The organism is Achromobacter sp. HZ01, from assembly GCF_003267925.1.
Taxonomy (GTDB): domain Bacteria; phylum Pseudomonadota; class Gammaproteobacteria; order Burkholderiales; family Burkholderiaceae_B; genus Achromobacter; species Achromobacter pulmonis_A.
Window position 1 is genome coordinate 1,865,280 of sequence record NZ_LWKV01000001.1, and the last position, 17,884, is coordinate 1,883,163.

A 17,884-nucleotide genomic window follows, 5' to 3' on the forward strand; every position below is an offset into this window, starting at 1 on the left:
ACAGGCTCATTACTTCATCGGCGGCTTGATGCGATGCCCCCTGCCGTCCTCCTCAGGCCCGGTAGAATGTCCCATATATGGGGATGACAACGATGAAAGACGCTGTTGACGCGCACCTGGGTGAACTGACGATCGACGCCGCTCTCCGCCTGGCGAACGCCTGGGCGGCCAGGCACCACGCGGATGCCGATCGCAGCCGCAACTTCGCCATCCAATGGCACCGCGACACCCCGCCCGCCGACCGATACGGCGAGGCCTTGCAGCGCGATCTCGAATTCTTTTTCCAGGCTGCGTCCAAGGACGCCGCCTATTGGCAATCCGTCGGCGACTTCTCGGAAGAAGCCACCGGCGTCTGGGGCGTGCAGGCGCTCAAGGCGCTGGCCGGCCTGAACTTCATCGGCCTGCTGGCCGCGGCCATCCTGCTGGCGGCGCCCGGCGACCCCGCCTATACCGCCGGCGCGGTCGGCGCCCTGGCGCTGTTCCTGGCCGGCGCCATCCTGGCCTGCCCGGCGCTGCGGCTGGTGCGCAAGGCCCGCAGCCGCACCCGCGCCACGGCCGAGTCGCGCAGCCGCCAGGCCGGCAGCGCCTCGACCTGGGAAGAACTGCGATCGGCCAACGACGCCAACCCCAACGTCGGCCGCAAGGACCGCAAGCTTGGAAGCCGGCTCGGCATCATCATGGCGGCCACCGCCACCGCGGGTTGCGCCGTGCTCGTGACCACCGTGTGGCTCTAGCAGGCTAGCGCGCGCAACTCCAGTACGGGCACCCGGACTCATCGACGACGGCGGTCGCCAGCTCGCCCGGCGCCTCCAGTATGTCGCGCAGCGCATTCGCCTGCGCGCGCAGCTTTTCCGGGTCCGCCCCGAAGTTCCAGCCCTGATCCAGCAGGAACCCCGCGCCTTCGTCCAGCAGCACCCGCAACACCAGCCGGGTCTGCATCGCTTCCTTAACGTCGAAATCGGCCGGCGCCTGCTGGAAGATCGACGCATAGATCCGCGTCTGAAGCCCGCAGTAACGGTCCACCGTCGCCAACGCCTCCTGCGCGCCGGCGTCCGGGTACAGCCCGCGCAGCCCGGCGGCCTGGACCTGGCACGTCCGATACCACTGCGGCATGAACCTCGCCAACAAGGCCTGCTCCCTGTCGCCCGGGTCCGCGCAACCGCGCAGGTCCGGCGCAGGCGTGCCGTCGCGCGAGGCCGCCGACAGCGCCTCGGCGATGCAATCGTCAAGCAACAGTACATTGCCCGCCGCCCGCCCGATGCCCAGCAGGCCCATCTTGCCCAGCGTGTCCTGGAAGCGCGCGGCCGCGATCTGTTCCTGCATGCCGCGATCGTACTGGCTGTACGCCACCGCGGCCAACGCCACCGCGCCGATCACGGCAGCGGCCGCCAGCACGGCGGCCTGCGCCGCCGGCCGCAGCCGTTCGCCGAAAAGCGCAACGACCGCCAGCACCGCCCCGGCCACCAGTCCGCCCGCGTGCGCCGCATTATCGACGTTGAACACAAACCCCGCGCCGAAAGTCAGCACCAGACTGAACAGCAGATTGGCCGGCGGCACGTGCGCACGCCCCATGCGCCGGTCATGCAGTCCATAGACGAGCGCCGCCCCGAAAATCCCCAGGATCGCGCCCGACGCGCCGCAGCTCACGAAAAAGTCCTCGCGGTGCCACAGCGCCGTCACCAGGCTGCCGCACAAACCCGACAGCAGATACACCCCCAGGAACACCGGGGAACGCATGCGCGCCTCCAGTATGGTCCCCAGCGACCACAGCGCCAGCATATTGACCGCCAGATGCAGAAAACCGACATGCAGGAACATGCTGGTAAACAGGCGCCAGTACTCGCCCGACATGGTCAGCGCCGGCACGTTCGCGCCCCAATCGATCAGGAAAGACCCCTGGCTCAGGCTCTCGAAAGCCCGTGTATCCAGGTATCCGGCCGCGAGGTAGACCGCGAGATTGGAGAGGATCAACAGAAACGTGATCTTGCAGGCAAACAGTTTTTTGATTAGCGGCATGCGTACGGACCGGACGGATCGATGAGACGAGCGCTATCTTAACCAAGCCGCGCCGCGTCCGCGGCCGGCGCCTGGAACCGCCCCGCAAAACCGCGTATCATGCACACGCAGGTCCGGTCGAACGGCCGGCCCGACTCTCCCGGCCTCTGCGCTGTCAGCGCGCCGCCCAACGTCGCAAGCCCTCGCGGCCTTCCCCACGCGACGAACTCCCCTTCCGTTTTCCTCCATCCATTTCGCGCTTCCGCGAGATCGACCATGCCTGATTCCAAAACTGTTGCCCGCAAGGGCGGACAGCGCGCGCTGCTGTCCGTGCTTTCCCTCTCGGTGTTCTTCGTCGGCGCAAGCGAATTCATGCTTGCGGCCATGCTGAACCCGCTCGGCGCCGCCTTTGGCACCGGCACCGCCCAGACCACGTGGCTGATATCGAGCTACGCGCTCGCCTACGCCATCGCCGCCCCCATCCTCGGCCACCTGTCCGACCGCGTCGACCGCCGCCGCCTGTTGCTGATCGCCCTGCTCTCGTTCTCCGTCGACGGCCTGGGCATCGCCTTCGCGCCCAGCTTCGAAGCCGCCGTGGCGCTGCGCATCTTCGGCGGACTGGCCTCGGCCGTCATCATTCCCAACGCCTTCGCGCTGATCGCCGACGCCATGCCGCGCGCCCGCCACGCATCCGCCATGGGCGCCGTCATGCTCGGCATGACGCTGGGCATCGCAAGCGGCCCCGCGATCGCCGGCCTGCTCACCAGCTGGCTGGGCTGGCGCGCCCCCTTCATCCTGGCCGCCGCCGGATGCCTGGCCGCGTTCGCGATCGGACGCAGCGCCATCCCGAAAACCCGCGCACCCGTTGCGGCACCCAGACCGCAAGGCCTGCAATGGCTGCGCCGCTGGCCCATCGTGCGCCCCATGCTCGCCAAAGGCCTGTGGAACGGCACCGCCGTAGGCGCCTTCCTGCTGTCGGGCGAGGTCCTGCGCCAGCGCTATCGACTCGACGTCGCCGGCGTGGGCCTGAGCGCGGCGGCATTCGGCATCGGCCTGGGCATCGGCAACCTCTCGGCCGGCTGGCTGCGGCGCCTGGCCGCAAGCGAAGAACGCGCGCTGGTCTGCACCACCGCACTGCTGGCCACCGCCATCGGCGCCTTCCATTTTCTTGCCCTGCCGCTGCCCGCCGCCCTCGTCTGCCTGGCCGCCTGGGGCGCTGCCCTGGGCGCCGGCGCCCCGCTATCGACCACCGTGCTCGCCCATCGCGCGCACCACGACAAAGGCGCGGTGCTGGCCGCGGCGGAAACGCTGAACAACGTTTCCATACTGGTCTTCGTACCGCCGGCGTCCGCGCTGCTTGCGAATGGCAACGGGTATCTGGCTGCTGGGGTGTTGATGGGCGGAGTGGTGATGGGGGTGTGGTTGACGGTGTGGGATGCGTTCAAGGCGGGAAAGCGATAATCGCCAAGCGCATTTGCCTCATGCATTTGCCTCACGCATTTGCGTCACGCATTTGCGTCACGCATTTGCGCCAATACGCGCGACCCAAAGCTGCTTCAATCGTCTGTTTGCTCTCACGCCCACAATGAGAAAGGCCGTTAGTGAGTATCTCACTAACGGCCTTGGAACTACTGGTCGGGACGGCGGGATTCGAACTCGCGACCCCTTGCACCCCATGCAAGTGCGCTACCAGGCTGCGCTACGCCCCGAAAGAAAAAGAGTATAGCAGACCTAAAAAATGTTTGCACGCATTCGTGCAAAAAAAGTGCTGAATACTTAAAAAAATTTGCGCCCCGAGTGCGCCGATTGCATTACTGCCTGCTTACGGCTGCGCACGGGGCGCGAGGTACTGCGGATGGCGGCGCGATGCGCCGTCATCATGTCCGGATTCAGGCTGCCGACGCGGCGCCGTTGTTGCTTGCGGCAGCGCCGGCCGAAGTGCCCAGGGCTTCGGCCAGCATCGTCGAGACGTTGCCCAGCTCGTTGCGCAGGGCCTGCATCTCGGCGCCCGACAGGCGCACGGCGGCGTCCTGGTCGTGCGGCACGTCACGCGCATCGCCCAGGCGGTTGCGCGCGCCGCTGATGGTGAAGCCCTGCTCGTACAGCAGGGAACGGATGCGGCGGATCAGCAGCACTTCATGATGCTGGTAGTAGCGGCGGTTGCCGCGCCGTTTCACCGGCTTGAGCTGCGTGAATTCCTGTTCCCAGTACCGCAGGACATGGGGCTTGACGCCACACAGGTCGCTCACTTCACCGATGGTGAAGTAACGCTTGGCGGGAATGGGCGGTAAGGTAACGGTGGATTCTGTACGTGTCATAAGAGGATTTTATGCCGCGATACGTCGAGTGCCGATAACAATTACCGACAAAGCGTATCACTCCGCGGTGTCGTCGGATGCAGCAGGCGTCGCCTGCTCCACCACGCTCTTGAGTTTCTGGCTCGCATGGAAGGTCACCACGCGCCGCGCGGCGATGGGAATGGTCTCGCCCGTCTTGGGATTGCGGCCCGGGCGCGGCGGTTTGTCGCGCACCTGGAAATTACCGAAGCCCGAGAGCTTCACGGAGTCTCCGCGCGCCAGGGCGTCGCGGATTTCCTCGAAGAAAGTATCGACGATGTCCTTGGCTTCGCGCTTGTTCAGGCCGACCCGCTCGAAAAGCAGTTCGGCCAGCTCGGCCTTGGTCAGGGTGCGTGGCTCGGCAAGCATACTGTTCCCCATGGTTCAACGCTGGCGCGCGCCGTGCGCGGCCACCAAGGCGTCCTTGATGCGCGCCAGGCAGTCGGCCACCCGGGCTTCGTCCAGCGTGACTTCAGTGTCCTGTAGCCAGAACCGGAAAGCAAGGCTTTTCTCGGTGACGGGTTCGCCGCCCTGCGGTTTCTCGCGCCACACGTCGAACAGGCGCACGTCCTGCACCACCGCGAGCTGCGGGTCCGCCTTGACGGCGGCCGCGACGGTGTCCAGCATGGACTGGACCGACACCTGGGCGTCGACCCACAGCGCCAGGTCGCGCATGACTACGGGCTGGCGCGACAGTTCGCGGACCTGCGGCAGTTCGCCTTCGGACAGGGCGGCGACGTCGAGTTCGAAGACCACGGGCGCGTGCGTCAGGTCGGCCTGCTGCGCCCAGCGCGGGTGCAGTTCGCCGATCCAGCCGACTTCGCGGCCGTCGAGTTCGATGCGGGCGCTGCGGCCCGGATGCAGCGCCGGATGGACGGCAGCTTCGAAGCGCAGGCGTTGGCCGCGCGCGCCGAACAGCGCCTGCACATCCATTTTCACGTCGAAGAAATCGACCTGGCGCGTGGCCGCGCCCCACTGCTCTTCCACCGCCGGGCCCCAGGCGGCGCCCGCCAGCTTCAGCGGCTGGCGCACGCCGGCCACTTCCAGCGGGCCGTCCTGCACCGAGGCGTCGCGCAGGAACACGCGGCCCAGTTCGAACACGCGCACGCGCGACTGCTTGCGGTTGGCGTTGTGGCGGATGTTGGCCACCAGGCCGCCGATCAGACTGGAGCGCATGACCGACAGATGGCTGGCGATGGGGTTGACCAGGCGCACCGGGCTGTCATTGCCGGCGTAGTCGCGTTCCCAGTCGGCTTCGACGAAGCTGTAGTTCACCACTTCCTGGTAGTCCTGCGCGGCGGCCAGGCGGCGCAGCGCGTGGTTGCCGCGGCGGATCTCGGGCTGCGAGAACATCTTGGCGCGCGCCATCGGCGGCACGGCGGGAATGTTCTCGAAGCCGTAGATGCGGGCGACCTCTTCGATCAGGTCTTCTTCCAGTTCCAGGTCGAAGCGGTAGGACGGCGGCGTCACGACGAAGTCGTCGCCCTCGACCGTGTACTCCAGGCCCAGGCTGGCGAAAATCTTGGCGACCTCGGCCTGCGTGACCGGCACGCCCAGCACGCGGTGGCAGCGCGCCAGGCGCATGCGCACCGGCAGGCGCTTGGGCAGGTTGACGATCTGGTCGTCCAGCGGGCCGGCCTGGCCGCCGCAGATGTCGACGATCAGGCGCGTGATGAATTCGATGTGCTCGGCAATGGTAGCGAAGTCCACGCCGCGTTCGCCGCGGTGGCTGGCCTCCGAGCTGAACTTGTAGCGGCGCGCGCGTCCGGCCAGCGCCTGCGGCCACCAGAAAGCGGCCTCCAGGTAGATGTTCTGCGTATCCAGCGTGACCGAGGTGGCTTCGCCGCCCATGATGCCGGCCAGGCTTTCGACCTGGTCGCCGGCCGCGACCACGCCGACCTTGGGGTCCAGGGTCACGGTCTGGCCGTTCAGCAGTTCCAGGGTCTCGCCTTCGCGGGCCCAACGCACGCACAGGTCGCCCTGGATCTTGTCCAGATCGAACACGTGCGAGGGGCGGCCCAGTTCCAGCATGACGTAGTTGGAGATGTCGACCAGGGCCGACAGCGAACGCTGGCCGGCGCGCTCCAGGCGCGTCTTCATCCACTCAGGGGTCGCGGCGCGGGCGTTGACGCCGCGGATCACGCGGCCGCCGAAGCGGCCGCACAGATCGGGCGCCTCGACCTTGACCGGCAGGCGCTCGTCCAGCGTCACGGGCACGGCGGCGGCCGTGGGCACCGACAGCGGCGCGCCCGTCAGGGCGGCGACTTCGCGCGCCACGCCCAGGATGGAAAGGCAGTCCGCGCGGTTGGGCGTCATCTTCAGGGTGAAGAGCGTGTCGTCCAGGTCCAGCGCTTCGCGGATCGACTGGCCGACCACCATGTCGGCCGGCAGTTCCAGCAGGCCGGCATGGTCTTGCGACAGGCCCAGTTCGCGCGCCGAGCACAGCATGCCCGACGATTGCACGCCGCGCATCTTGGCCACGCCGATCTTCATGCCGCCGGGCAGTTCCGCGCCCACGCGGGCCAGCGGCACCTTCAGGCCGGCCGCGGCGTTGGGCGCGCCGCAGACGATCTGCAGACGCTCGCCGGAGCCGTCGTCCACTTGGCAGACGCGCAGCTTGTCGGCGTCGGGATGCGGAGCGATCTCGACGATGTGGGCCACCACCACGCCCGAGAACGCGGGCGCGGCGGGCACGGTGTCTTCGACTTCCAGGCCGGCCATCGTGAGCCGGTGCGCGAGTTCGTCGGTTGCGATCGGGGGATTGACCAGCGTACGCAGCCAGGATTCGGGAAATTGCATGATCAGCCGTGGGTTATTCGTTGAACTGGCGCAGGAAGCGCAAATCGCCTTCGTAGAACTGGCGCAGATCGTTGACGCCGTAGCGCAACATGGTCAGGCGCTCGAGCCCGGAACCGAAGGCGAAGCCGATGTAGCGCTCGGGATCGAGGCCGAAGTTGCGCACCACTTGCGGATGCACCTGGCCCGAGCCGGAAATCTCCAGCCAGCGGCCGCGGTTCGGACCCGAGGTGAACATCATGTCGATCTCGGCGGACGGCTCCGTGAACGGGAAGAACGACGGGCGGAAACGCACGACGAGATCGTCGCTTTCGAAGAAACAACGCAGGAAATCGGTGTACACGCCCTTCAGGTCGGCGAACGAGATGTCCTCGGCGATCCAGAGCCCTTCGACCTGGTGGAACATGGGCGAGTGCGTGGCGTCGCTGTCGACGCGATAGGTGCGCCCCGGCGCGATGACCTTGATGGGCGGCTTGTTCATGCGGGCGTAACGCACCTGCATGGGGCTGGTGTGCGTGCGCAGCAGCAGCGGCAGGCCGTCGGCGTCGTTCATGTCGACGTAGAACGTGTCCTGCATGGACCGCGCCGGATGGTCCAGCGGATTGTTCAGCGCGGTGAAATTGGTCCAGTCGTTTTCGACTTCGGGGCCGTCGGCCACGTCGAAGCCGATGGAGCGGAAGATTTCTTCCACTCTTTCCCAGGTCCGGATGACCGGATGGATGCCGCCCGGCGCGCGACCGCGTCCCGGCAGCGTGACGTCAATGGTTTCGGATGCCAGCCGGGCGTCCAGTTCGGCCTGCGCCAGCGCGGCGCGGCGCGCGTTCAGGAGTTCCTCGACCTTTTGCTTGGCCTGATTGATCCTGGCGCCCATCTCGCGCTTCTGCTCGGGATCGAGCTTGCCCAGGGCTTTCAGCAGCACCGTCAGCGCGCCTTCCTTGCCCAGGAACCGAGCCTTTGCGTTTTCCAGCGCGGCGGCGTCAGTGGCCGCGGCGAACCGTTCTTGCGCCTGGGAGACCAGGTCGTCAACCGTGTGAGTCATGAAATCCAGCCTTCAAAACGCAAACGGGGCCATTACAGCCCCGTTCGCAGCGATGCGCGATGAGTTAAAGCGCGCGATCAGGCAGCCAAGGCAGCCTTGGCTTGCTGCACGATGGCGGCGAAGCCGGCCTTGTCGCGCACGGCCAGATCGGCCAGGACCTTGCGGTCGAGTTCGATCGAGGCCTTCTTCAGACCGGCGATGAACACGCTGTAGCTCACGCCATGCTCGCGGACGGCGGCGTTGATACGCGTGATCCACAGAGCGCGGAACGTGCGCTTCTTGTTGCGGCGGTCGCGGTAGGCGTATTGGCCAGCGCGCATGACCGCTTGCTTGGCGATACGGAACACATTACCGCGGCGGCCACGGTAACCCTTGGCGGCGGCAATGACTTTTTTGTGACGGGCGCGGGCGGTTACGCCGCGTTTGACGCGAGGCATAGTAGATCTCCGTTATATATCAAGCGAAAGGCATCATGGCCTTGACGGAGGCCACGTTGGAGTCATGGACCGCAGCCGAACCGCGCAGTTGGCGCTTGTTCTTGGTGGTCTTCTTGGTCAGGATGTGACGCTTGAACGCCTGACCACGCTTGATGGAGCCGCTGCCGCGAACCTTAAAGCGCTTGGAGGCGCTTTTCTTGGTTTTCATCTTGGGCATGTTGATTCCCTAAACTAAAACACGCATTGTTGATTTATATGACGCCAGGTGCTTGCCTCGCGTGTATGGCCGGCGTTAAACCACCGGCCAAGCCCTGCTGCGCTACGGCAAAACTTGGTGTACCTGTTGCCACTTCTGGGGGGTACTGCTTGGGGTACTACTCGGGTGTCGCCACCCAGGCCCAGGCGCTTCGCCTGAACCCTTTCCCCGAAAACGGACAAATCCAAAAGCCCAGATCCGGGAAAGCCTTTGATTATATGGTGATTTCCCGCAGTTTGTCGAGCCGACGGGCGGGCGCGGCCGACGGGACCGGGCCGCCACGATCATACGCCGGTGCGCCGGTACTGCACGGCCTGGGCGACGTGGCTGGCGGCCAGCAGCGGCGCGCCTTCCAGGTCGGCGATGGTCCGGGCGACCCGCAGCGCCCGGTGCTGGGCGCGGGCCGAGCCGCCCAGCCGGCGCATGGCCTGCGCCAGCAGGGCCGCGGCCTCGGCGTCCATCCGGCAATGCGCGTCAAGTTCGGCGCCCGCCAGCGCGGCGTTGGGCTTACCCTGGCGCTGCAGCTGGCGCTCGCGGCAGCGCACCACGCGCTCGCGCACCGGGCCGGACGGCTCGCCCGGCGGACCCGACAGCCAGTCGGGGTCGGAGGCCGGCAGGGCCACGTGCAGGTCGATGCGGTCCAGCAAGGGGCCGGAGATCTTGCCGGCGTAGCGCGCCACCTGGTCCGGCGTGCAGATGCAGGCCCGCGCCGAATGGCCGCGCCAGCCGCAGGGGCACGGGTTCATGGCGGCGACCAGCTGGAAGCGCGCCGGAAACTGCGCGGCATGCAGCGCCCGCGCGATGACCACCCTGCCCGCCTCCAGCGGCTCGCGCAGGGCCTCCAGCGTGCGCCGGCTGAATTCCGGCAGTTCGTCCAGGAACAGCACCCCGTGGTGCGCCAGGCTGATTTCGCCCGGGCGCGGCCGGCTGCCGCCGCCCACCAGCGCGGCCGCCGAGGCGCTGTGATGCGGCGCCCGGAACGGCGGCAGGCCCATCGGCGCATCCGGCAGGCCGGCCAGGGCCGCCACGGCGGCCGCCTCCAGCGCCTCGGCGCGGGCCAGCGGCGGCAGCAGGCCGGGCAGGCGTGCGGCCAGCATGCTCTTGCCCGCGCCCGGCGGACCGATCATCAGCAGGCTGTGGCCGCCCGCCGCCGCCACTTCCAGGGCCCGCCGCGCGCCCGGCTGGCCCCTCACGTCCGACAGGCATGGACCCGGCCCGGCGTCGGGCCAGGGACGGGCAATCGCGTCAGGCAGCCGGCACGCGCCGGCCGCATGCGCGGCCACGTCGGCCAGGCTGCGCGCCGACAGCACCCGCAGGCCGGGCACCCAGGCCGCCTCTTCGGCGCTGCCCGCGGGCAGGATGAGGCTGGCGCCGGGCGCTTCGCGCGCCACGCTCAGCGCGATGACCAGCGGCGCGGCCACCGGCACCAGCGCCCCCGTCAAGGACAGCTCGCCGGCCAGCACCAGATCGGCCAGCGCCGCCGGCGCGGGCGCGGGCCCGGCCTCGCCCGTGGCGGCGGCCAACTGGCCCGAAGCCAGCAGCAGCCCCAGGGCGATGGGCAAATCGAAGCGGCCGGATTCCTTGGGTATGTCGGCCGGCGAAAGATTGACGGTGATGCGTCCGGGCGGAAACTCGAATCCGCTGTTCAGGATGGCCGCGCGCACCCGTTCGCGGCTCTCGCGCACCTCGGTGTCGGGCAGGCCCACCACATTGAAGCTGGGCAGGCCCGGGCCAAGGTGGGTCTCCACGCGCACCGCGTGGGAATCCAGGCCGCACAGGGCCCGGCTGGCAAGCACCGCTAGCGTCAAGGCGGCCTCCGGAAAGGGATGCAAACCGCCAGTATCGGCAAAGACCGCCGCGCCGTCGGCGCCGGCGCGACAAATCGGTCCCGCCGGGCGCCGATAAAAAAGGCCGCCCGAAGGCGGCCGCGGCATACGGCTGGCGCGGAATTATTTTTCCAGCGCGGACAGGCGGGTTTCCAGCTGCTCCACCTGCGCGGCCAGCTGGTCCACGCGGGCGCGGGTGCGGGCCAGCAGATCGGCCTGCACGTCGAATTCCTCGCGCGTCACCAGGTCCAGCTTGGAGAACGCCTGCGTCATCATCGCGCGCACGTTGCGCTCCACGTCCGCGGCCGGGCTGCGGGCGATCAGGTCGGAGAGATTCTTCTGGATGTCTTCCATCCACTGGGTGCGATTGTTCATGACGGCCTCACGATGTTCTTGATGACTCAAGTGTAATGCGTCGCCGCGCCGCGCTTTCCCGGGACGAAAAAAAAGGGCGGGCCGCATGCGGTGACCGCCCTTCAAAGCACAGGAGAAAACCGGGCTGCCATGGCGGCAACCCCCTACCAACATCGGTACCCGTCGGGCCGCGGCCTGCGGCCCGTGCCGTCTTCATGACGACAGGAACTGTGTTCGATTCTTCTTCACCCGAACGCGCGCAACAAGCTCGTGCGTGTAAACCCTCGTATCAGCAAAAACCGCAACAGTCCTCGATTCCGCCTCATCGCGGCAGCTCGCCGCGCGCTCGTGATTCCATGCGAAAGCCTCATGCCGCAAGGCTGAGCGGCCCGTTGCGCGGTTCAATCGGGCCGTGAAATTAGGGGTATATGCAGATATTTATCGAAATATACGTTGCATTGATTTGCAACACATATCGGATTTGAAACATGTTTGGTTGCATGTTCCGAACGGTGCAGACCGCGCACCAACTTGAGGCCGCGACACGGCTCGCGCGCACCACCTCGGTGCGGCAAGGCACGGTTGCGGGCGTGCACCGGGGCGCCTCCCGCGTGCGCAAACATGGCACGGACTTTGCTTGATACCCGGAGCCAACGTGCAACCATGAGAGGAAATGCCATGAAACTCATCATCGCCATCATCAAGCCCTTCAAGCTCGACGAAGTGCGGGTGGCTCTGTCCGGGATCGGGGTCCAGGGGCTGACCGTTACCGAGGTCAAGGGATTCGGCCGCCAGAAAGGCCACACCGAGCTCTACCGCGGCGCGGAATACGCGGTCGACTTCCTGCCCAAGCTGCGCATCGAGGCCGCCGTGCCCGACCACCTGGTCGACCAGGTCATCGAGGCCATCGAAATGGCCGCCCGCACCGGCAAGATCGGCGACGGCAAGATCTTCACCGCCCCGTTGGAACAGGTGATCCGGATCAGAACAGGCGAAGCCGGCGAAGCGGCGCTCTGAACGAACAAATAAATAAAGACTCAATGGAGCCTGAAAATGGATAAAGCGGATATCTCCTGGTTGCTCGTCTCTACCCTGCTCGTATTGATGATGGCCGTACCCGGTCTGGCGATGTTCTATGGCGGCCTGGTGCGCAGCAAGAACGTGCTGTCGGTGCTGCTGCAAGTGTTGTGCACGTTCGTGCTGGGCCTGGTGCTGTGGTTCATCTATGGCTATTCGCTGGCCTTCACCGAGGGCAACGCCTTCTTCGGCGGGCTGTCGCGCGCCTTTTTCGCCGGCATCTTCAATCCGGCGGACGGCGCCTACGCCATGTCGAACACCCTGACGGAGCTGCTGTTCGCGTCGTTCCAGGCCACGTTCGCCGGCATCACCTGCGCGCTTATCGTCGGCAGCTTCGCCGAACGCGCGCGCTTTTCGGCAGTGCTGGTGTTCACCGTGATCTGGTTCACGTTCGCCTACGTGCCCATCGCCCACATGGTGTGGTTCGCGTCCGAGACGGCGCCCGGCCTGCTCAACGCCAAGGGCGCGCTGGACTTCGCCGGCGGCACCGTGGTGCACATCAACGCCGGCGTGGCCGGCCTGGTGGGCGCTTATGTGGTGGGCAAGCGCGTGGGCTACGGCCGCGAAGCCATGCAGCCGCACAACCTGCCCATGACCTTTGTGGGCGCGGCCCTGCTGTGGGTGGGCTGGTTCGGCTTCAACGCCGGTTCCGCGCTGGCCGCCAACGAGAACGCCACGCTGGCCTTCTTCAACACCATGATCGCCACTGCGGGCGCCGTGCTGGCCTGGCTGTTCACGGAATGGGCCGTCAAGGGCAAGCCCTCGATGCTGGGCGCGGCCTCCGGCGCGGTCGCCGGCCTGGTCGGCATCACCCCGGGAGCCGGCCTGGTCGGCCCGGTGGGCGCGCTGGTTATCGGTGTGGTCGCCGGCGCGGTCTGCGTGTGGGGCGTGAACGGCCTGAAGCGCCTGCTGCGCGCCGACGACGCCCTGGACGTGTTCGGCGTGCACGGCGTGGGCGGCATCGTCGGCGCCCTGCTGACCGGCGTGTTCAACGCCCAGGTCCTGGGCGGTCCCGGCCTGGCCGAGGCCGGCATGATCGGCCATCAGCTGTGGGTGCAGCTCGAAGGCGTGCTGCTGACCGTGGTCTGGTCCGGCGTGGTGGCCTGGATCGCCTACAAGATCGCCAATGCCCTATGCGGTATGCGCGTGCCGGAAGACCAGGAACGCGAGGGCCTGGACGTGACGAGCCACGGCGAATCGGCTTATCACTCTTAGGCCCACCCCCGAGGCGCCTTTGGCGCCTCCCCCTCAAGGGGGCGCCGCGCTTGGACCGGCAAAGCCGGATCCAAGAGGGTGGACCCCCACCCCCGAGGCGCCTTAGGCGCCTCCCCCTCAAGGGGGCGCCGCGCTTGGACCGGCAAAGCCGGATCCAAGGCGGCCCCGATCGGGGAGGCGGCGTCTCAGTCTGTCGAAAAAAAAGCCCGGGGCTTGTGGCTCCGGGCTTTTTTGTCTGTGGCGGCTGGGCGCGGTTCAGCCGGGGCCCAGGGCGTCCAGGTCGACCGGGAGGGCGCGGTTGAGGGCGGCGGCCACCTTGACGCGCAGGGCGTTGGAGTGGGCGCGGCGCACTTCGCGTTTGACGTCCAGCAGCTGTTGCGGGTGCATGGAGAACTCGGTCAGGCCCAGCCCCAGCAGCAGGCGGGTCATGCGCGAATCGCCCGCCATTTCGCCGCACACCGCGACCGGCTTGCCGGCGCGTTCGCCGGCATTGATGGTGTGCGCGACCAGGCGCAGCACGGCCGGATGCAGCGGGTCGTACAGGCCGGCCACGTCGTGATCGCCGCGGTCGATCGCCAGCGTGTACTGGATCAGGTCGTTGGTGCCGATGGACAGGAAGTCCAGCGCCTGCGCGAAAGGCTCGATGGCAATGGCGATAGCGGGCACCTCGACCATGGCGCCCACGTCCATGTGCGCCGCGTAGGGCTGGCCGCGGGCGTCGAGTTCGCGGCGCGCCGCTTCGATGGCCGCACGGGTCGCCACGACCTCGTGCATGTGGGCGATCATGGGTATCAGCAGGCGCACCGGTCCGTGGGCCGAGGCGCGCAGGATGGCGCGCAGCTGGGTCGCGAACATTTCCGGGCGCGCCAGGCAATAGCGGATGGCGCGCTGCCCCAGCGCGGGGTTGGTGGCCACGGTGGCCTCGCCGTCCAGCGTCTTGTCCGAGCCGATGTCCAGCGTCCGGATCGTGACCGGCCGCCCGGCCATCACCTTCACCACGGACGAATACGCTTCGTACTGCTCTTCCTCGCCCGGCAGGTCGGGCCGCCCCATGAACAGGAACTCGCTGCGGAACAGGCCGATGCCGTGCGCGCCGGAGGCCAGCGCCAGCGCGGCCTCGTCCGGCAGTTCGATATTGGCGTGCAGCACGATGTCGATGCCGTCCAGCGTGATCGACGGTTCGTCGCGCAGCAGGCTGAGTTCGGCGCGCTCGTCCGCATAGGCGGACTGGCGGCGGCGATATTCCTGCAGGATGCGGTCGGAGGGATTGACGATCACCGTGCCGGCCGCGCCGTCGATAATCAGCATGTCGCCGTCGCGAACCAGCTCGCGCACGTTGCCCATCGCCACCACCGCGGGCACGCCCATGCTGCGCGCCACGATGGCGGTATGCGAGGTGGGCCCGCCCAGGTCGGTCACGAAGGCCGCGAAACGCCCGCCGCGCAGGCGCAGCATGTCGGCCGGCGAGATGTCGTGGGCCACGACCACCAGCGCGTCGTCGCCCCCCATGTGGGACATGTCGGGCAAGATCGCCGAGGAGCCCGCCAGCACGTGCAGCACGCGCTCGATGACCTGGCGCACGTCGGCCCCGCGCTCGCGCAGGTACTCGTCCTCCATGGCGTCGAACTGCTGCCCCAGGATCTGGCCCTGCGTGGTCAGCGCCCATTCGGCGTTGTAGTGGCGCTCGGCGATGAGGGCCAGCGTCTGCTCGGCCAGCAGCGGGTCGCCCAGCAGCAGGCTGTGCACGTTCAGCATGGCGCCCAGCTCGCGCGGCGCGTCGGCCGGCAAGGTCTCGGCTAGTTGCAGCAGTTCCTGCTGCGCCGAAGCCAGGGCGTCGGTCAGGCGCCGGCTTTCGGCGGCCACGTCCTCGGGTGCGATGCGGTAGTGCGCGACTTCGAGCGCCGCCGCGCCCATGACGACGGCGCGCCCGATGGCATATCCCTTGGCGACGCCTTTGCCGTAAAGACACACGACGGGGCTGGCACAGCCAGCCCCGTCGTGTGTGTCCATGAGGGTCGCAGACGTGCCGGCCCGAGCCGCGCTCAGGCCGGCGGATTCAGAAGAAGTTCTATTCCTGCTCACCGAATTTGCTATCGAACAGAGTTTCAATTTCGGCAAGGGCTTGCTCGGCATCGCTGCCCGAAGCCTCCAGCCGCACCGTCACGCCCAGCCCGGCAGCCAGCATCATGACGCCCATGATGCTCTTGGCGTTCACGCGCTGCGCGCCGCGCGAGATGAAGATCTCGCTTGAGAACTTGCTGGCCAGTTGCGTCAGCTTGGCGGCCGCGCGGGCGTGCAGGCCAAGTTTATTGCTGATGACGATGTCTGTATTAGGCATAGGAAGAATTATGGCCGCGGCGGGAACCGCGGTGAGGATTGCAGCAAAACGTCGAACCGGATGTCAGCCGAAAATATCAGCCGACATGATAGGGCAAATTACCGCCCGTCAGTCTACACGCAAGACGCCCTGCACTCCGCCGGACAGGGCTTTTTCGCGGGTTTCGGCCAGGGGCAGGTTGCGGTAGGTCAGCGCCCGCAGCAGCATCGGGGTGTTCAGCCCCGCCAGCACGCAGCACTGGATGCCCTGCGCCTGCGCGTCGGCCACGGCCCGTTTGGCGATGTTCGCGGGCGTGGCGCCGATCAGGTCCGTCAGCACCAGCACCCCGCCCCCGTGCTCCTGTTCGAGGATGTCCTTGAGCACGTCGGGCGCCAGATCGTCCGGCCGGTCCTCGGGCTGGATATCGTGGATGGCCAGCATGCCGTCGATGTCGCCCATGACGTGGCTGGCGCATTCGCGCATCGCCGCGCCCAGGGGCGCGTGCACGACGATGACAATACCCGTGGCCATGGCGGCGCCCCGGCTCAGGCCGCGGTCTTGCCCGCCACAGCCCGTTCCAGCGCCGTGACGAACATGCCCGCGACGTCGAATCCGGTCTGTTCCGCGATTTCGACAAAGCAGGTGGGGCTGGTGACGTTGACCTCGGTGACGTAATCGCCGATGACGTCCAGGCCGACCAGCAACAGGCCGCGCGCGGCCAACCTGGGCGCCACGGCCTCGGCGATTTCGCGGTCGCGCGGCGACAGCTCCTGCGCCACGCCGCGCCCGCCGGCCGCCAGGTTGCCGCGGGTTTCGCCGGCCAGCGGAATGCGGGCCAGCGAATATGGCACCGGCTCGCCGCCGATCAGCAGGATGCGCTTGTCGCCGTTGACGATCTCGGGAATGTAGCGCTGCGCCATGATGGTGCGCGCGCCGTCTTCGGTGAGGGTTTCCAGGATGGCGTTGAGGTTCGGGTCCTTGGGTTGGAGCCGGAACACGCCGGTGCCGCCCATGCCGTCCAGCGGCTTGACGATGACGTCCTGGTATTTGTCGTGGAAGGCTTTCAGGCGCGCCATGTTGCGGGTCACCAGCGTGGGCGCGGTGAACTCGCTGATCTCGGTGATCGCCAGCTTTTCCGGATGGTTGCGGATCGCGGCGCCGCCGTTGAACACCCGGGCGCCCTGCGCCTCGGCATATTCGAGCAGGTGGGTGGAATACACATATTCCATGTCGAACGGCGGGTCCTTGCGCATGACGACCGCGCCGAAATCCGCCAGCGGCAGGTCCTGCGCCGCGGATTCGCGCCACCAGTCGTGGCCGTGCAGATCGGCGTCCGCGACCAGTTCGATGGGGGTGGTCACGGCCTTGACCGTGCCTTCCTCGATGTAGAGGTCGCCCTGCATGGCCACGCTGAGCGTGTGGCCGCGCGCGACCAGAGCGCGCATCATGGCAACCGAGCTGTCCTTGTACGCCTTGAGCAGCGGCAAGGGATCCAAAACGAACAATACGTGCATCGCGACACCCTGAACGGACGCCGCCTTCCCTCGCGGGAAGGCGGCTTTCTTTTTGACATCGTAGCGCAGAGCCGCCCAATAAGCGAACCCGCCGGTCCACGGCGCGGACGGCGGGTTCTACGGGCAACCGTGCTGAAGGCGATCCCGGCTAAGGGCGCCTCCCGGCGCTCAGGCCGATTCGGACTTGCCCGAGGGCGCGGCCTTCTTCTTGGGCGCCAGCACCATGACCATCTGACGGCCTTCGAGCTTGGGCATGGCTTCGACCTGGGCAAGTTCCAGCAGATCGTCGCGCACACGTTCGAGTACCCGCATGCCGAGTTCCTGGTGGGCCATTTCGCGGCCCCGGAAACGCAGCGTCACCTTGGCCTTGTCGCCTTCTTCGAGGAAGCGGCGCAGGTTGCGCAGCTTGACCTGGTAGTCGCCCTCGTCGGTGGCCGGACGGAATTTGACTTCCTTGACCTGGATGACCTTCTGCTTGGAACGGGCTTCAGCCTGGCGCTTCTGCTCCTGGTACTTGAACTTGCCGTAGTCCATCAAACGGCAGACCGGCGGCTCGGCGTTCGGCGCGATTTCCACCAGATCCACGTCGCTTTGCTCGGAAAGACGGAACGCTTCGGCGATCTTGACGATGCCGAGCTGTTCTCCGTCCAGACCTATCAGGCGCACCTCGGGGACGCGGATTTCACCGTTGATGCGATTGGCTTTTTCAGTGGCGATGTTGA

Annotated in this window: 18 protein-coding genes and 1 tRNA gene; 4 read left to right on the top strand and 15 right to left on the bottom strand. The window is 67.3% G+C overall.

The window, feature by feature from the left end; all coding sequences use genetic code 11:
* Window positions 1–92 precede the first annotated feature (92 nt).
* The gene (locus A6B37_RS08735; protein ID WP_111825486.1) at window positions 93–734 is read left to right on the top strand and encodes a hypothetical protein; all 642 of its coding nucleotides are present in this window, start codon (window positions 93–95) and stop codon (window positions 732–734) included.
* Between the two features lie 4 nt (window positions 735–738).
* Here A6B37_RS08735 and A6B37_RS08740 read toward each other — a convergent pair whose 3' ends face one another.
* Window positions 739–2,016 carry a rhomboid family intramembrane serine protease gene (locus tag A6B37_RS08740; RefSeq protein ID WP_111825487.1) on the bottom strand — a complete coding sequence of 426 codons (1,278 nt, stop codon included), beginning with the start codon at window positions 2,014–2,016 and terminating at the stop codon, window positions 739–741.
* Window positions 2,017–2,271: 255 nt separating this feature from the next.
* Between A6B37_RS08740 and A6B37_RS08750 the strand changes: the two genes are divergently transcribed.
* On the top strand, window positions 2,272–3,456 hold the full coding sequence (locus A6B37_RS08750) for an MFS transporter (protein ID WP_111825489.1): 1,185 nt from the start codon (window positions 2,272–2,274) through the stop codon (window positions 3,454–3,456).
* Between the two features lie 171 nt (window positions 3,457–3,627).
* On the opposite strand, the gene A6B37_RS08755 is transcribed toward A6B37_RS08750, so the two are convergent.
* The 9 genes from A6B37_RS08755 to A6B37_RS08795 form a co-directional block, all read right to left on the bottom strand.
* A tRNA-Pro gene (locus A6B37_RS08755) sits at window positions 3,628–3,704 on the bottom strand.
* A 180-nt stretch (window positions 3,705–3,884) separates the two neighbouring features.
* Entirely contained in the window at window positions 3,885–4,313 is a 429-nt protein-coding gene (locus A6B37_RS08760) for a MerR family transcriptional regulator (RefSeq protein WP_111825490.1), read from the bottom strand.
* A 57-nt stretch (window positions 4,314–4,370) separates the two neighbouring features.
* Entirely contained in the window at window positions 4,371–4,712 is a 342-nt protein-coding gene (locus A6B37_RS08765) for an integration host factor subunit alpha (protein ID WP_102771635.1), read from the bottom strand.
* Window positions 4,713–4,715: 3 nt separating this feature from the next.
* Window positions 4,716–7,130 carry a phenylalanine--tRNA ligase subunit beta gene (pheT, locus tag A6B37_RS08770; protein WP_111825491.1) on the bottom strand — a complete coding sequence of 805 codons (2,415 nt, stop codon included), beginning with the start codon at window positions 7,128–7,130 and terminating at the stop codon, window positions 4,716–4,718.
* Window positions 7,131–7,143: 13 nt separating this feature from the next.
* Window positions 7,144–8,166, bottom strand: a complete 1,023-nt coding sequence (gene pheS / locus A6B37_RS08775; protein ID WP_102771637.1) for a phenylalanine--tRNA ligase subunit alpha — start codon at window positions 8,164–8,166, stop codon at window positions 7,144–7,146.
* 77 nt (window positions 8,167–8,243) lie between these two features.
* Window positions 8,244–8,603 (bottom strand): 50S ribosomal protein L20, encoded by a 360-nt coding sequence (gene rplT / locus A6B37_RS08780; RefSeq protein ID WP_006218741.1) that lies wholly within the window; start codon window positions 8,601–8,603, stop codon window positions 8,244–8,246.
* A 19-nt stretch (window positions 8,604–8,622) separates the two neighbouring features.
* Entirely contained in the window at window positions 8,623–8,820 is a 198-nt protein-coding gene (rpmI, locus tag A6B37_RS08785) for a 50S ribosomal protein L35 (protein WP_102771638.1), read from the bottom strand.
* Between the two features lie 323 nt (window positions 8,821–9,143).
* Complete coding sequence (locus A6B37_RS08790) at window positions 9,144–10,667, bottom strand: YifB family Mg chelatase-like AAA ATPase (RefSeq protein WP_111825580.1); 1,524 nt, start codon at window positions 10,665–10,667, stop codon at window positions 9,144–9,146.
* Window positions 10,668–10,808: 141 nt separating this feature from the next.
* Window positions 10,809–11,060, bottom strand: a complete 252-nt coding sequence (locus A6B37_RS08795; protein ID WP_102771639.1) for an accessory factor UbiK family protein — start codon at window positions 11,058–11,060, stop codon at window positions 10,809–10,811.
* A gap of 657 nt (window positions 11,061–11,717) precedes the next feature.
* Here A6B37_RS08795 and A6B37_RS08800 point away from each other — a divergent pair.
* Together A6B37_RS08800 and amt are read left to right on the top strand one after the other, a co-directional pair.
* A complete protein-coding gene (locus tag A6B37_RS08800) occupies window positions 11,718–12,056 on the top strand; it encodes a P-II family nitrogen regulator (RefSeq protein ID WP_102771640.1) in 339 nt (112 codons plus the stop codon).
* 36 nt (window positions 12,057–12,092) lie between these two features.
* Complete coding sequence (gene amt / locus A6B37_RS08805) at window positions 12,093–13,331, top strand: ammonium transporter (protein WP_102771641.1); 1,239 nt, start codon at window positions 12,093–12,095, stop codon at window positions 13,329–13,331.
* Window positions 13,332–13,586: 255 nt separating this feature from the next.
* Here amt and ptsP read toward each other — a convergent pair whose 3' ends face one another.
* From ptsP to infC, 5 genes are all read right to left on the bottom strand, one after another.
* Complete coding sequence (ptsP, locus tag A6B37_RS08810; protein WP_111825492.1) at window positions 13,587–15,341, bottom strand: phosphoenolpyruvate--protein phosphotransferase; 1,755 nt, start codon at window positions 15,339–15,341, stop codon at window positions 13,587–13,589.
* 58 nt (window positions 15,342–15,399) lie between these two features.
* Complete coding sequence (locus A6B37_RS08815) at window positions 15,400–15,669, bottom strand: HPr family phosphocarrier protein (protein ID WP_102771643.1); 270 nt, start codon at window positions 15,667–15,669, stop codon at window positions 15,400–15,402.
* Window positions 15,670–15,777: 108 nt separating this feature from the next.
* The gene (locus A6B37_RS08820; protein ID WP_102771644.1) at window positions 15,778–16,179 is read right to left on the bottom strand and encodes a PTS mannose transporter subunit IIA; all 402 of its coding nucleotides are present in this window, start codon (window positions 16,177–16,179) and stop codon (window positions 15,778–15,780) included.
* Between the two features lie 14 nt (window positions 16,180–16,193).
* Window positions 16,194–17,162: a glutathione synthase gene (gshB, locus tag A6B37_RS08825; protein ID WP_102771645.1), complete on the bottom strand. Its 969-nt coding sequence runs from the start codon at window positions 17,160–17,162 to the stop codon at window positions 16,194–16,196.
* Window positions 17,163–17,330: 168 nt separating this feature from the next.
* Window positions 17,331–17,879: a translation initiation factor IF-3 gene (infC, locus tag A6B37_RS08830; RefSeq protein ID WP_102771646.1), complete on the bottom strand. Its 549-nt coding sequence runs from the start codon at window positions 17,877–17,879 to the stop codon at window positions 17,331–17,333.
* Window positions 17,880–17,884: the final 5 nt, after the last annotated feature.